The sequence below is a fragment of the Georgenia sp. AZ-5 genome, from assembly GCF_043952095.1.
Lineage (GTDB): Bacteria > Actinomycetota > Actinomycetes > Actinomycetales > Actinomycetaceae > Georgenia.
In genome coordinates this window covers 4,144,929-4,159,893 of record NZ_JBINOU010000001.1, presented here as the reverse complement: position 1 = coordinate 4,159,893, position 14,965 = coordinate 4,144,929, and the positions used below count along the sequence as shown (strand labels likewise).

The following is a 14,965-nucleotide window of genomic DNA, read 5'->3' as shown; positions in this document are numbered from 1 at the left end:
GAACCATGGAGGTAGAAGAGAGTGCTCAACAAGAAGATGGTGCGCAGGCCGCGCGCGATGGTCGCGATCAGCGTGCTCGCCGTGGCCGGCATGACCCTGTCGGCGTGCGGAAGCTCGAGCGACGCCAATGACTCCGGCAGCGGCGACGGCGGAGGCGACGCAGTATCTGTCGACGCGGGAGCGAGCCAGGAGGAGTACGCCGAGGCGCTGACCGACGTCGACCCGGTCGAGTTGAGCTTCCAGATGGCCACCGCTCCTGGCGTGGCGACCACGGCCCCGGCCGAGAAGTGGGCCGCGGCCGTCGAGGAATGGTCCGACGGCAAGGTCCAGATCGAGGTGCTCTACTCGGGGGCCCGCGTGCCGGTGCACGAGATGAGCCAGGCCCTCCAGGACGGTCTCGTCGACGGCGGCTTCTTCTTGCCCTACACCGCCCCGGAGATGTTCCCGGTCAATACGTGGAACGGCAGCCTGCTGAGCCTCCACGACGGGAGCCCGTTCGTCGGCACCATGCAGATGTTCGCCGAGTGGGTCGACTTCGGCGCGAACCGCCCCGAGCTCGTCGACGAGGTCCGCGCGAACAACATCGAGCCCCTGCTGATGTGGCTGCCTGGTAACGGCAACGCCCTCTTCTGCACGGAGCCCGTGACCTCGCCGGAGGACGCCGCCGGCATGACCATCCGTACCAACACCCCGATCACGACCGGTCTGGTGAAGGAGCTCGGCGCAGCCACCGCCGACGTGCCCACGGCCGAGGTCTACTCGGCCCTGCAGCGCGGCGTCGTCGACTGCGCGGCGTCGGCCCTCTCCGTCGCGGACTCCATGAGCATCCAGGAGGTGTCGAAGCACTGGACGCTCGACAACGAGGTCCAGGCTCCGCCGTCCCAGGGCAGCATCGCGTTCAACAAGGACACCTGGGAGGGGCTCCCCCTCGCCGTCCGGCAGCTGCTTTGGGATCGCCTGGACGTCTACCTCGAAGCCTCGATCCTCGACCGGGAGTTCGAGGTGATCTCCCACAGCCTGCAGGTGGGACTGGACGCCGGTGTCACCATTCACGATTGGGACGAGCCGACGCGCGAGAAGATGGCCGCCTACCTCGACGGCATCCTCGAGGATGCGGCCGCCAACGCCCCGGCGAACGTGGACGGCGAGGAGTACGTCAGCGCCGCGATCGAGAACCACGAGAAGTGGGCCGGGATCATCGAGGACCTGGGCTACACGGACGAGAGCACCTGGGCCGAGTTCCCGGAGTGGTACGCCGCCAATAAGGACCAGATCGACGTGACCCCGTTGATCGACAAGCTCGTCGAGGAAGTCCTCACCCCGAACCGCCCGACTGCGTGATGTCGAAACGGGCGCCCGTTTGCCTTGATGGAATGGGCGCCCGTTGTCACCTCGCCCGAGACGCCCGCCGTATCGCCTGAAAGGGGCACCCTTGATCACCACTGTCCGATTCATCCGTCGGGACCCCTCGCTTTCCGCGGAGGCATTCAAGTGGCAATATCTCGCCACTCAGGGATCCATGTGGGCGCAGCTCGCGAAGTTCACCCCGCTGGCCGGCGTCGCCGCCAGCTTCGTGGGGCCTGACCAGATCCAGTCCTACCGTGACGACCGGGGCGTGCCCCCGGTTCCGGTGGACTTCGATGCGATCGAGCAGCTGAGCTTCGCGACGCTGAGCGATCTGCGCGAATTCGTGGCAACGGGCGCCCTGCTACAGGTCGCCGAGCAGGAACGTGGGCTCATCGACGAGCCCACCACCGCCGTCCGGAGCGTGGGCCATCAGGAGGCGGTCGCGGCGCGCGCCGAACCGAGCCACGATCGGCCGACCAGACTGAAGACCTGCTTGACCGTCCATCGCAGGGCGGACCAGGATCTGTACCAGTTCCGCGACCACTGGATGACCCATCACCGGATCCTCGAGGAAGTCGCGGTCAAGATGGGCGCCCTGTACCGCATTCATGTCGCCTTCTCCCTGGGCCAGCGGGTCGAGCTGCGCGCCGACGGCGCGGCACTGGTGCCCGAAGACGGCTTCGACGCCTTCATGGACATGTACGCACTTCCCGGAACGGACCTCGTGGCGGCGTACGAGGTACCGCTGGCGCCGGAGGTCCTACGCGACGAGGACAACTTCATCAACCGCGACATTCCCTCCAGGCGAGCAATCATGCATGAGTACTCCATTGTCTAGATTCTCGCTTCATCCACTGTTTTCCCCTCAGCGAGGTGCGTAGTGAGCGACACGCTTGCAAAGACCCGAAGCCGCCTGACCGGCGCCATCACTCTCCCCGCCGCCATCGCGGTGCTCATCCTGATGGGCCACACCATCGTCAACGCGGCCATGCGCGCAGCGGGACACCCCATCGAGGGAACGCTGGAGATCTCCTCATATTGGTGGATGCCCCTCATCGCGTTTCTGGGCTTCGTGACCGCCCAGCAGCGGCACGAACACATCGATGTCACGATCGCCTTCGATCGGATGCCCGCGCGCTTCCGCCCCCAGTACGTCGTGATGGCCGAGATCCTGGTCATCGCGATGTCTGCCTTCATCGCGTGGTACTCCCTGCAGGAAGCGCTGATGTACTTGGAGACGCGGCGGGCGAGCTCGGCGAACGGCACCCCCATCTGGCCGATGAGCTTCACGGTTCCCATCGGCTACGGCCTGTTGATCGTCCACATCGTGTTGACCATGATCGAACGCGCACGGGGAAAGGCAGTCGCGGCCGGCGGTTCCGGAACTTTGAATGAGGTGACTGAGTAAGTGGCTACTGTCTCTACCCAGACGGCGGCGCCCGTGCCGTCCGCGCCCGTCGACAGCCCACCGGCCTCAGGACCGGTCCGCAGCCTGCTCTGGCGCGTCCTCCTTCCGGCCATCGCGATCGCCTCCGGCGCGCTGTTGTGGTTGGACTTCGAGCCCGAGGTCGTCGGTGTCCTCGGCCTCGTCATGATGCTCACGCTCATGGCCATGAAGGTGCCCCTGGGGGTCGCCATGGGCATCCCCGGCATCCTCGGCACGTGGTCGATCGTGGGCTGGCACGCCGCGGAGGGTTCGCTGCGCCGGCTGCCGCTGGAGTCCGCCGCGAACTGGTCCCTCACCGTGCTGCCCATGTTCATCCTCATGGGGCTTTTGCTGTGGCGCTCAGGGCTGACCGAACACCTGTACTCGGTGGCGCGCGTGTGGGTGGGCTGGCTCCCGGGCGGTCTCGCGATCGGAACGAACCTGGCGGGTGCCGGCTTCGCCGCACTGTCCGGTTCGACGATGGGCAGTATCTTCCCGCTGAGTCGGGCCGGCATGCCCGAGATGCTCAAGGCCGGATATGACCGGCGCCTCGCACTGGGGTCCATCGCGGCCGCCGGCACCCTGGCGCACCTGATCCCGCCGAGCCTGTTCCTCCTCATCTACGCGGGCGTCGCCTCCGTCCCGGTCGGGCCCCAGCTCATGGCCGGCCTGATCCCCGGCGTCCTGCTCGCGCTGCTGTACTGCATCACGATCGTCGTCCTGTCGCTGCTCAAGCCCGCGCTCGTCGGAGGCCGGCGCGCCGGACAGCACCGCTACAGCATGGGTGAGCGCGTGCGCTCGCTCGGGAAGATCTGGGACGCCCCCCTCCTCATCGTCGTCGTGGTCGCCGGCATCTACGGCGGTTTCTTCACCGTGACCGAGGCCGGCGCCGTCGGGGCGGCCGGCGCGCTCGTCATCTGCCTGATCCGACGCCGCGGAAAGAACCCGCTGCGGGCGATCACCCAGGCGGCCACCGAGACCGTGTCCACGGTCGGGGCGATGTTCTTCCTGCTGGTTGGGGCCTACCTCCTCAGCCGCATGATGTCCGTGACGGGCCTGGCGAGCTGGTTCGCCGAGATGGTGATCGACCTGGAGATGTCCCGCGTCGCCTTCCTCATCACCATGGTGGTCGTCTACATCATCCTCGGGATGTTCATGGACTCCCTCGCCATGATGCTCCTGACCGTGCCGATCATCCTGCCCCTCTTCGCCACCCTGGGAATCTCCGAGATCTGGTTCGGCGTATTCCTCGTGGTGTTCATGGAGCTGGCGGTTCTCACACCACCGGTGGGCGTGCTGAGCTACATCCTGCACAACATCGTCCAGGATCGGGAGGTCAACCTCGGCCAGCGCATCTCGATCGGCGCCGTGTTCCAGGGGGTGCTCTGCGTGATCCCGGTGGCACTGCTCCTCGTGGGCCTCATGATCGCGTTCCCCGAGATCGTGACCTGGCTGCCGGACTCGATGCCGACGGCGGGCGGCTAGCCACCGCTCCCAGCGGACTATCCACCGCGTCGACCGGCCGGCCAAGCGACAACGCTTGGCCGGCCTCGCCGTCTCTTGGAGACACCCGTGAAGACACCCGGCGGCCGCCCACTGCCGCAGGCGTCCGCCTGGTGCCCACCACACCCCGGGCACGACAAACGCGCCGGCGTCGCCCGAAAAGGGAAGCGATGCCGGCGCGTGCCGTCGATCTGCGGTGCTCTTACGTCCGAGCTGCCACCCCGCCGTCGACCTGCAACGCAACCCCCGTGATGTAGCTGGCGGCGTCGGACAGGAGGAACAGGACGGCCTCAGCCACCTCGGCGGGCTCGCCCAGACGCATGAGCGGCTGATCGGTCGCCATGCGCTTCATCAGCTCCTCGCTGTCGGCAGCCGCGCCCAGCAGCATCGGCGTCTTGATGCGGCCCGGGCAGACGGCATTGATGCGGATGCCCTGCTCCGCGTACTCCATGGCGGCCGACTTCGTCAGGCCGATGACGGCGTGCTTGGCGGCGGAGTAGGCCGAGGAGCCCTTGAGCCCGGTGACCCCGGCGAGCGAGGAGACGTTCACGATGGAGCCGCCGGAGTTCTCTCGCATGGCCCGCAGCTGAGCCCGGTTGAGGTAGAACATGCCGTCGATGTTCACGTTCATCTGGGCCCGGTAGTTCTCGGTGGGGATGTCGGCGACGTTTTCCACCTTCGCCCGGATCGCGGCGAAGTTGGCCGCTGCATCGAGGCGCCCGTGCTGCTCGACGACCCGCGCGACGAGGGCATCCACCTGTGCCTCGTCGGCGATGTCGACCTGCTCGCGACCCGGGCCGGGCTGGATGTCCGCAGGGACCACGGTGGCGCCCCGTCGCTCGAGCAACTCGACCGCGGCCGCGCCCATACCGGTAGCGGCGCCGACGACCAGCACCACCTTGTTGTCGAACCTGAGATTTTCCAATGCATTCTCCGTTTGATCGTTGAAACGCTTGTCAGGCATCGACGAAGGCCGTCGTTGCCTGCCGATGGGTGGGTAACTGTCTGCGCGGTGGGAGGTCAGACCAGGTGGTAGCCCGCATCGGCGGCTACGGCGACACCGGTGATGAGAGAGGCCTCATCCGAGCAGAGCCACACCGCAAGGTTGGCAATCTCATCGGCCTGGCCGATCCGCCCCAGCGGAAACTTCGCCCCCATCTCGTCGAGGGACCTGTTCCGGGCGTTGAAGCCCGCCATGAGCATCGGCGTGGCGACGGGACCGGGGAGCACCGCGTTCACACGGACCCCCGCCTTGCCGTAGTCGGCCGCCGCGCTGCGGGTGATCCCGACCACGCCGGACTTCGACGCGATGTAGTCGGGTTGGGGCGCGGACACCTTGAGGACGCCGGCCGAGGCCATGTTGACGATGGCGCCGCCGCCGCCCTGCTCCTGCATCGCCCGCAGCTGGTACTTGAGGCACAGGAAGACACCGCTGAGGTTCACATCGATCGTGCGCTGCCAGGCGTCGTCCTCGAGGTCGGCGACCTTGGCGTACCCGCCGGGTACGCCGGCGTTGTTCACGGCCGCGTCGATGCGCCCGAAGGTCGAGACCGCGGTACGGACCGCCGTCTCGACGTCCGTGGCGTTCGCGACGTCGGCGCCGATGGCGACCGCGGCGCCGCCGTTGCCCTCGATGACGCCGACGACCTTGCGGGCCGCTTCGGCGTCGCGGTCGACGACGGCTACGCGCGCGCCTTCCTTGGCGAACTTCAAGCACGTGGCCTCGCCGATGCCAGATCCCCCGCCGGTGACGAAGGCGACCTTGCCCTGCAACCTACCTGTCATGTTGTGCTCTCTTTCGATCTCGCGGTGGGCCGTCAACCGGTGGCGAGGTCGGCACGGCCCCAACTGGGCTGTGCGCGCTCGGAAATCTCACGCGGCCTCAGACGATGATGGGCGCCGCTAAACGACTCCTCGGGGAGCGTACCGAAATATCGCGCATCGTGTTAGTCTGCTCACATGACCGACAGCTCCGCGGGCGCACAGGCGCGCTACCTGGCAGACGTAGAAGAGATCAAGCGGCTCAAGTCACGCTACTTCCGGTACATGGACACCAAGCAGTGGGACAAGTTCCGGGCTCTGTTCTGCGACGATGCGGTCGTCGACACCAGCGAGGCGACGACCGACCCGCACGGATACTGGGACGGCGGCGTCCTCCCACCCGTGACCCCGGACGTCATGACCTCGGCGCTGCGCGAGCGCATGGAGGGCGTCTTCACCATGCATCATGGACACAATCCCGACATCGAGATCCACTCGGACGTGGCCGCCTCCGGGGTGTGGGCCATGGAGGACATCATCCGCCGGCCGGCGGGCAGCGAGCTCCCGTCCTTCCGAGGGTGGGGGCACTACACCGAGGAGTACCGCAAGGAGGATGGTCAGTGGCGCTTCGCGAAGGTGAAGGTCACGCGGCTCCACGTGACGCCGATCGACCACTTCCCGGCGCGCGCTGACGGTGTGAGGGCGGGCATCCCAAGCGGGATCGCCTGAGAAGTTTCACGTCCCAGGGCCTCACCGGGGTACGGGACGAGTGGTCAAGTCACGCGCCCTGTGCCGCCGCTCGGCGGCGGCACAGGGCAACAGCAGTGCGGAGGAAAGTGCAATGACGCAAACCGATTTCGTTCTCGGCGACATCAACTCGAACTTCGACGCCGACCGGGCTTATGAGGCCGCGCGCGCCGAGAACGGGCCGGTGTTCCGCACCAATGACCTCCAGGGGTACGTCGCGGTGCTGAGCTACGAGCACGTTCGCCAGGGCGCCGCGAACCACTCGGGCCTGTGCTCGGGACAGGGAGCGACGATCCCGCCGCTCGGCGTCGCCCGGGCCATCCCGACCGAGACCGACCTGCCCGAGCACCGTGAGTACCGCCGGATCATCCAGCCCGAGCTGCGCCCCGACCGGATCAAGGACTGGGAGGGCCGCATCCGCGAGGTGGCCGATGAGGCGATCGACGACATGATCGAGGCCGGCAAGGGTGACCTGCGCCACCTGGCTGAGCGCGTCCCGGCGGTGATCATCGCGGAGATCCTGGGTGCCCCCGACCGCGCCCAGGAGATGCTCGACATCTCGGATCGCCTCAATCGCGCCGCGGGCAGCGACAAGGACGAGGCGATCGCGGCCAAGCAGGCGTTCAGCGCCTTCATCGACGAACTCGTCTCCACGGCGGAGGCCGACCCCGAATACCCCGGACTCCTCGGACTCATCACCCGCGCCGAGATCGACGGCAAGCGCCTGGACCACGAACAGCTCGTGCGCCTCGGCATCAGCCTGGTCCTCGCCGGGCACGAGACCACGGTCAACGGCATCAGCAGCATGTTGTGGCTCATCGGAGCGCACCCCGAGGTGAAGGAGCGGCTGATCGCCGACCCCCAGCTCATCCCCCGGGCCCTCGAGGAGGCGCTCCGGCGGGAATCGCCGGTGACCATGATGGGGCGCACGGCCACCGAGAAGGTCGAGTTGGGCGGCATCACGATCGAGCCCGGCGAGAAGGTGGGCCTGAACTTCGGCGCCGCGAACCTCGACCCCGCCAAGTACCCCAACCCGGGGGTGTTCGACATCGACCGCGAGGCGAAGTCGCACCTCGCGTTCGGTCACGGCATCCACCGCTGCATCGGTGAGTACCTCGCTCGGGCCGAGATGCGCATCGCCGCGGAGCGCGTGCTCGCCCGGATGCCGGACTACCAGATCGACGGCGAGGTCCAGGTGGGAGCCAACATCGCGATGAACCGCGGGCTGGTCTCCCTGCCGGTCGTTTTCACCCCCGGTGCCAAGGTGGGCGCCGACCGTCTTGAGGAGCTGCGCGGCTGAGTGGCTTCCTCCGCGCCGCCCGCGAGCGGCGCGGACGCCATTCCGGCCGGCCCCACGCACCAACCGGGGCCGGCCGGACCGGTATCTCGGGGCCGGCGCCTGACGGCCGGTCCATGTGCGGTCGACGACGAAGGCCGCGGCGATGACGGCAGCGGTGCCGCGCTCGCCCGGCGGCCGGCTGGCAACGACATCTGGACCGTGGGCCGAGTCCACGCCAGATACCTACTGACGATGACACGAGGAGAACAGATGCAAGCCAGCGGTGCTGGAGCACAGCGCGCGACCTACGACTACATCGTGATCGGCGCCGGCTCGGCTGGGGCCGTCGTGGCCAACCGGCTCGGCCGAAGCGGCCGCTCGGTCCTGGTGCTGGAGGCCGGGGGCAGCGACCTCTCGCCGTTCGTCCAGCTGCCCGTCGGACTCATGCGCATGCCGGCGAAGAACTACTGGCCCTACGAGGTCCAGCCGGACGCCACCCGCAACGGGCGCCAGGACTCCTGGGCATCCGGCAAGGTGCTCGGCGGCAGTAGCTCGGTCAACGCCATGCTGTGGGTCCGGGGCCACCGCGGCGACTTCGACGAGTGGGCGGACCTCGGTGCGGACGGCTGGGACTACGACAGCCTGCTGCCTTACATGCGGAAGATCGAGAGGTTCGAGGACGGCGCGAGCCAGTATCGCGGCGGGAATGGGCCGCTCTCGATCGCGCGTGTCCGCCTCGCCCACCCCATGGTGCGCCGCTTCCTCGCGGCGGCCGCCGAGGTGGGCTTGCCCTACAACGAGGACTACAACGGTGCCGACCAGTTCGGCGCCTCGTGGGCGCAGCTGTCCCAGAAGAGCGGGCTCCGCCACAACACGGCCCGGGCGTACCTGGGAACCCGCCGGCCGCGCACGCTCAGGGTCCAGACCCACGCGACCGTGCATCGCGTCCTCTTCCGTGACCAGCAGGCCATCGGCGTCGAGTACGAGGTGGAGGGCCGCCGCGCCCGCGCCTACTCCCGCCGCGAGGTCATCGTCAGCGCCGGGGCGATCGGCACCCCCGCCTTGCTGCTGCGCTCGGGCATCGGCGACCCGGCCGAGCTGCAGGCGGTCGGTATCGACGCGGTCGCCGACGTGCCGGGCGTCGGGCACAACCTTCAGGAGCACCCGACGTTCTCCATGAAGTTCGACGTCACCGAGCGCACCCTCAACCAAGAGCTCAACCCCTGGGGGGTCATCAAGGGCGGCGCGCAGTTCGTGGCCCAGCGTCGCGGGCCGGCGACGGCGCCGCTGTGCAACGCCGTCGTCTTCGGCAGCGTGCGCGAGGGCAGCACCCGGCCGGACTTCCAGGTCATGTACACCCCGTTGGCGATGGTCTCCATCTCGCGCCCCGGCGGTGGCAGCGACAAGCGGAAGGTTGGGATGGCGAAACACGCCGCCGTCTCCGCGCTGGTCTCTCTCCTGCACCCGCGCGCCCGCGGGCGCGTCAGCTTGGTCTCCTCCCGCGTCGAGGACCTCCCGCGCATCGAACTGCCGTACTTCGCGCACGACGAGGACGTCCGTGACGCCACCGCCGCCGGGCGGCGCGTGCGGGAGATCTTCGAGGCCCCCACCATGCGGTCGGTGGTGTTGCGCGAGGAGGACCCGAGCGCGAAGGCGCAGACCGACGAGGAATGGCGCGACTTCCTCGCCGCGTACTGCAACAACGCCGCCCACCCGGTCGGGACGGCACGCATGGGCCAGGCGGACGACGACGGGGCGGTGGTGGACCCGCAGCTTCGGGTGCGCGGCGTCACCGGGCTGCGGGTCGCCGACGCGTCGGTGATGCCGACCATCACCAGCGGCAACACGAACGCCCCGGCGATCCTGATCGGGGAGAAGGCCGCGGCCATGGTTCTTGCCGCCGAGCCGGGCGGCGCCCCGGTCGAGCCGACCGTAGAGGAGGGCGTGCGATGAGCCGCGTCTATGTCAGTGCGATTCTTGACCACCCGGTGGACGCCGTCTGGGACGTCGTCGGGGACTTCCACGGGCTACCGAGGTGGGTGGAACGCATTCAGGACAGCATCGTCGAAGGGGACAGCGGCCGCGGGGCCGTCGGCTCGATCCGGCGCGTCGTGATCGGCCCCGAGCGGCGGACGATGGGAGAGCGGCTGCTGTCCTACGACGCACAACGGCGGCGCTACTCCTACGAGGTCTCCGACGGCCCCATGCCGTATCGGATGACCTCCTACCGCGGCACCGTACGGGTCGCTCCGGTCACCGAGACAGCGCAGACCTTCTTGGAGTGGTACGGGGACTACGGCTGTGCCGCCGAGGACGTGGAGTTCGTCGAGCAGACGATGAGCGCAATCTTCCGTGGCTTCATCGTCGACCTGCGGAAGCACCTCGCCAGCGTCTCCAGTCCGGTGTGATGTTGGGGTGCAGCTGCCGCTCGCGCCTCTGGAGCGGCAGCGGATGACACCTGAGGAGAGGTATGGACGGCATTCGTGATCGGATAGCTTCCGGCTCCCTCCCGTTCCCGGTACCTCTGCATGAGGTCCCCGAGCTCTACGCGCGTCTGGACGAGGCGTACCGCAGGCATCAGGTCGTGGAACTCGTCGGCGCGGCGGGTACCGGAAAGAGCACCGGCGTGGGGCTCTACGCCCATCGCGACGACCGTAGCTGGTATTGGCGTACCGTTGGCGCGCTGGACCGCTCCGCGCATCGCTTCGTGCAGTCCCTCGCCGAGTTGGTGGCGGGCATCGATCCGGACGTGCCCGCCTTCCTCCATCGGCTGTTCGGCGCCGGAGCGACACCCGCCGATGCAGCGGCCTCCATTGCCGAGCGTGTCCCGGCCGACGACCAGCTGCTCGTGCTCGACGCGTGCCAGGTGATCGCCGACGAGCCCGAGGCGCTGGCCGCCCTCGATGCCTTCCTGGCCGGATTGCCACCCGGGGTGCGGGTCGTGGTGTGTAGCGACATCCCGCTGCCGTGGCACCACACCGGGCTGCCACGTCGGCAGCGAACCCGGGTCCACACCGACGGCATAGAAGAGGACGTGCGTAACTGGGTCGCACAGGCCCTGATCGCCCTCGGCGCGGACCCGTCGGCGGTGGCTGGTGCCCCCTTGGCCACCACGGAGGGGGAGGTCCTCGAGTGCCTCCGCCAGGTGATGCCGCGGCGCCTGTTTGAGGCACTGACGACGCTCTCCGTGCCCGAACATGCCACGCGCGACGACGCACGCGCGCTCGGGCTCGAGCCGCAGTGGCAGGAACTCCGCAGCGCCCGGATTCCCTACCTCGCCGTCGACAGCGGCGGGCTTTCGATTCATCCCACCCTGCGCGAGCAGCTACGGACGCGGCTGGCCCAAGGCGACCCGGAGGTACGCCGCCGGGTGCACGCGGTGCATCTCGCCTCCTTGGAGAGGAGTGGGCGCTTCGAGGAGGGCACCGAGATCCTCCTCTCCGCGGGCCATTGGGAGCACGCCTTCGAGTGGTCGGCGCGAGCGCTCGACGCGGTGGTTCGGCGTGGCGATTGGGAGGTGGTGCGCCGGTGGTCGACCGCGCTCGGGGCGGAGCGGATCCAACGGAGCCCACGCTGGACTGCCGCACAGATCCGCGCCGACCATGGGTGCGGTGACATGCGCGCCGTGCGGGCCACCATCCGCTCTGCCGACGTAACCGGCCGGCTGAAGGGCATCGTCTCGGCGGCGCCACATCTGCTGGCGGCGGTGACCTGCGCCGCCGGCTTCGGTCCCGACGAGACCATCCGGCTGATGGAGAAGTACCACCCGGAGGACCCGCGCGGCGCCGTGGTGAGGTACTACGTCGACGTCGCCCACGGGGACGCCCCCGCCCCCCTACCGGAGAACTACCAGGCGGCGGGCCTCGGCAAGCTCGTCGCGTGGAGCCTGCTCCTCCAGGGGCGCCTCGACCACCTCGACGCCATGGTGCCGGCCGGGCACGAGCCTCTGCTCAACCCGTCGATCCTCCTGGGCCAGGCGTTCCTCGGCCGAGCCGAGCGCGGCATGGACCTGTGGGAACGGGTACCGCGCGGACTGCGCGACCGGCCGCATAACCGCTACGTGCATACCGCCCTGAAGGTCGCAAACGGCGACTGGGCCGGCGCCGGCTCACTCCTACGCTCCCTGGCAACGTCGCCCGTCGGGGAGGCGAATCCCGCCGTGTCTGCCTACCGCTGCTCGTGGGGGTACTTCTTGCTCCTGGACGCGGGCCCCCAGCGCGCCATCGACTGGCTGGAGCCCCTTGTCGACACGCTGACGGCCGCCGGGCAGCGGGCGTACAGCGAATGGGCTCGCTGTTTCCTCGGCGCGGCGCTGCTCGCCGCCGGCCGGGACGACGAGGCGCTCACCCACCTCGAGGAGTGCACTGCCTCCATGGTGCGCTCGGGGCGCCGCCTGATGTTGCCGATGGCCGCCCTGGCGCTGTCCGAAGCGAGGTTTCGCGCCGGCGATGCGCCCGGAGCCGCCGAGGCGGCCGACAACGCCTACGACGAGGCCCTGGCGGTTGGGAGCCTCGAGGTGCTCACCCATGCCTTGCGTCAGCTGCCGCAAGTCCTGCGGAGGCAGGTCCGCACGGACGGCCAGGGAAGCCGATGGAGCAGGCTCGTGGCGACGCCCTCGACCGGACGCACCCGGACCGAGCCCTCACGAGACGTCGAAGAGGCGCAGCGCAGCCTCATCCTGCGACCCTTCGGGGATCCGAGCCTGTGGGTCGATGGCAGCCGGGTTGCGGCAGGCCGGTTCAAAGTCCTGGAGCTGGTGCTACTGCTCGTGCACAACCCTCGGGGCCTCACCCGGGCAGAGATCGTGAACAGCATTTTCCCCGATACCGACGCGCGGCGCGCCGGAAACTACTACCGCCAGGTCGTACACCACTTCTCGCGCTCGACCGGGCTCGCCCTGGTCAAGACAGGGGAGAGCATCACCTTCGCCCCTGGCGTCGAAGCCGGCTCACTCGACCAGGACTTCGAGCGCCTCGTGGACAATTCCAACAAACTGTGGGGTGAGGGGCGGGCCGCCCGCTTGGAGTCGGCCCTTGCCCTGTACTGCGGCCGCTTCATGGTCGACAGCGACCTCGCGTGGGTGACGGAACTGCGGCAACGTCTTGAGCTCATCCGAGAAGAAGCCCTCCTCGAGCTGGCATCGATCTACCTCGAGGGCAATCGGGTCGACACGGCACGTCAGCTCTGCGAAGACGTTCTCGCCCCGAACCCGTACTCCGACGCCGCCTATCGCCTGCTCTTCACGATCGAGCGGGTCGTCGGCAGTGAGGCGTCGATGACCTTCGTCCACCGACGGGCAAGCAAGGCGCTCGGAGAACTGGGCCTCGTTCCCGGTGAAGTGCGCAGAATCCTGCTGCAGGGCTAGAGGCGTCTCCACATCCGGCTGCCGGATCGTCCAGCTCGACGCACCGAAAAGGGTACGGAGGTGAGGGGCATTCCACCTCAGCAACGCCACTGACGCGTCAGGTCGACACCTGTAACGGCTCATGTAACGCGCGAGGGCCGACTGTGTCGTAACGCACACTCGGTGCAGCCCTCGACGAGCAACAGGAGCGGATTTGCCTGCGATTCGAGCCGCCGTCGCACGCGCGACCGGTCAGCCACTGGAACTGCTGGATCTTCACCTGGACGAGCCCCAGCCGGACGAGGTCTTGGTCAGGATGGTCGCGACCGGCCTCTGTCACACGGACCTCACCGTGCGCGACACGGTCGTGCCACCCGCGCTTCCCGCGATCCTCGGTCACGAAGGCGCGGGTGTGGTCGAGAAGGTCGGGGCGGCCGCCACGGGGATAAGCGTCGGTGACCGGGTTGCGCTGAGTTTCGCTTCCTGTGGTGACTGCAAGGCGTGCCGGGGTGGCCATCCCGCCCACTGCGCAAGCTTTATCGACCTGAACATGAGCGGCACCCGCCGTGACGGGACCTCGACATTGCGCCATGAGGATGGCACGCCCATCGGCGGCAGCTTCTTCTCGCAGTCCTCCTTCGCCACGCATGCCCTCGCCCACGCCAGCAACGTCGTCAAGATCAGGCCGCAGGACGATCTCGAGCTCGTCGGCCCACTCGGCTGCGGCGTGCAGACCGGGGCCGGCACAGTCATCAACGTCCTTCGCCCGGCACCCGGCTCGTCGCTCGTCGTGTTCGGGGTCGGCGGCGTCGGCATGAGCGCGGCGCTGGCCGCGCTCGCGGTGGGATGCACCACCGTCGTCGCGGTGGACGTCAACGCCGAACGGCTGCAACTGGCGAAGGAGCTCGGCGTCACGGCCGTCCTCGACCCGACAACCGACGACGTCTTGGCGGAACTGACGGCCCTCAACGGTGGCGTGGACTATGCCGTCGACACCACCGGGCGCGCCACCATCGTCAAGACGGCTCTGGAGGCGCTCGCCCCGGGCGGCGTGCTGGCCCTGCACGGGCTGTACACCCCGGACGGGGAAGGGCTCGACGTCGCCGCCATTCCCGCCGGCAAGAGCGTCGTCTCGGTCATTGAAGGCGACAGCGTGCCCCAGACGACGATCCCGGCGTTGCTGGCCCTCCACGAGGCGGGACACTTTCCCTTCGACCGGCTCATCACGTTCTACGACTTCGACAACATCAACGAAGCCATCGCGGATATGGAATCCGGCCGCACCATCAAGCCGGTGATTCGATTCCCTGCCTGACACGTGAGCGCAGTGTCATCATGGACCGCATCACGACTATCAACGCCGAAGTCGTGACTCCACCAGAGACCTTGGGCGTGCTCAATCCCGTCACCGACGAGGGAACTGTCGCTGCGGGCGGCGGCTACGTCAACCGGACGCCCGCTTTTGTGTGTGACTGATTTCCGAGTGTCCTTCAGATCCGGCCGCTTACGCCGGAACCCCTAGGCCACGACCTCAGTACCGCCAAGCACGAGGAGACCA

The 14,965-nt window shown here is 68.5% G+C and carries 13 protein-coding genes; 11 read left to right on the top strand and 2 right to left on the bottom strand.

Annotation, left to right across the window (positions count from 1 at the left end):
- The first annotated feature begins 21 nt into the window (after window positions 1-21).
- The 4 genes from dctP to ACF0H8_RS19225 all read left to right on the top strand — a co-directional run bounded on the left by dctP (window position 22) and on the right by ACF0H8_RS19225 (window position 4,258).
- Window positions 22-1,341: a TRAP transporter substrate-binding protein DctP gene (gene dctP, locus ACF0H8_RS19240; protein ID WP_395290459.1), complete on the top strand. Its 1,320-nt coding sequence runs from the start codon at window positions 22-24 to the stop codon at window positions 1,339-1,341.
- 91 nt (window positions 1,342-1,432) lie between these two features.
- On the top strand, window positions 1,433-2,185 hold the full coding sequence (locus tag ACF0H8_RS19235) for a hypothetical protein (RefSeq protein WP_395290458.1): 753 nt from the start codon (window positions 1,433-1,435) through the stop codon (window positions 2,183-2,185).
- Between the two features lie 42 nt (window positions 2,186-2,227).
- On the top strand, window positions 2,228-2,755 hold the full coding sequence (locus ACF0H8_RS19230; RefSeq protein ID WP_395290457.1) for a TRAP transporter small permease: 528 nt from the start codon (window positions 2,228-2,230) through the stop codon (window positions 2,753-2,755).
- Window positions 2,756-4,258 (top strand): TRAP transporter large permease, encoded by a 1,503-nt coding sequence (locus tag ACF0H8_RS19225; protein WP_395290456.1) that lies wholly within the window; start codon window positions 2,756-2,758, stop codon window positions 4,256-4,258. It abuts the gene before it with no gap.
- A gap of 220 nt (window positions 4,259-4,478) precedes the next feature.
- Here ACF0H8_RS19225 and ACF0H8_RS19220 read toward each other — a convergent pair whose 3' ends face one another.
- Complete coding sequence (locus ACF0H8_RS19220; protein WP_395290455.1) at window positions 4,479-5,201, bottom strand: SDR family NAD(P)-dependent oxidoreductase; 723 nt, start codon at window positions 5,199-5,201, stop codon at window positions 4,479-4,481.
- A gap of 95 nt (window positions 5,202-5,296) precedes the next feature.
- Window positions 5,297-6,061: an SDR family NAD(P)-dependent oxidoreductase gene (locus ACF0H8_RS19215; protein WP_395290454.1), complete on the bottom strand. Its 765-nt coding sequence runs from the start codon at window positions 6,059-6,061 to the stop codon at window positions 5,297-5,299.
- Window positions 6,062-6,235: 174 nt separating this feature from the next.
- Between ACF0H8_RS19215 and ACF0H8_RS19210 the strand changes: the two genes are divergently transcribed.
- The 7 genes from ACF0H8_RS19210 (at window position 6,236) to ACF0H8_RS19180 (ending at window position 14,883) form a co-directional block, all read left to right on the top strand.
- Window positions 6,236-6,766, top strand: a complete 531-nt coding sequence (locus tag ACF0H8_RS19210) for a nuclear transport factor 2 family protein (protein WP_395290453.1) — start codon at window positions 6,236-6,238, stop codon at window positions 6,764-6,766.
- A 112-nt stretch (window positions 6,767-6,878) separates the two neighbouring features.
- Complete coding sequence (locus ACF0H8_RS19205; RefSeq protein WP_395290452.1) at window positions 6,879-8,084, top strand: cytochrome P450; 1,206 nt, start codon at window positions 6,879-6,881, stop codon at window positions 8,082-8,084.
- 249 nt (window positions 8,085-8,333) lie between these two features.
- A complete protein-coding gene (locus ACF0H8_RS19200; RefSeq protein ID WP_395290451.1) occupies window positions 8,334-10,016 on the top strand; it encodes a GMC family oxidoreductase in 1,683 nt (560 codons plus the stop codon).
- Complete coding sequence (locus ACF0H8_RS19195; RefSeq protein ID WP_395290450.1) at window positions 10,013-10,471, top strand: SRPBCC family protein; 459 nt, start codon at window positions 10,013-10,015, stop codon at window positions 10,469-10,471. The genes ACF0H8_RS19200 and ACF0H8_RS19195 overlap by 4 nt, the downstream gene beginning before the upstream one ends.
- A 62-nt stretch (window positions 10,472-10,533) precedes the next feature.
- The gene (locus ACF0H8_RS19190) at window positions 10,534-13,428 is read left to right on the top strand and encodes a BTAD domain-containing putative transcriptional regulator (protein WP_395290449.1); all 2,895 of its coding nucleotides are present in this window, start codon (window positions 10,534-10,536) and stop codon (window positions 13,426-13,428) included.
- Window positions 13,429-13,621: 193 nt separating this feature from the next.
- A complete protein-coding gene (locus ACF0H8_RS19185; RefSeq protein ID WP_395290448.1) occupies window positions 13,622-14,722 on the top strand; it encodes an NAD(P)-dependent alcohol dehydrogenase in 1,101 nt (366 codons plus the stop codon).
- A 20-nt stretch (window positions 14,723-14,742) separates the two neighbouring features.
- Window positions 14,743-14,883: a hypothetical protein gene (locus tag ACF0H8_RS19180; protein WP_395290447.1), complete on the top strand. Its 141-nt coding sequence runs from the start codon at window positions 14,743-14,745 to the stop codon at window positions 14,881-14,883.
- Window positions 14,884-14,965 lie beyond the last annotated feature (82 nt).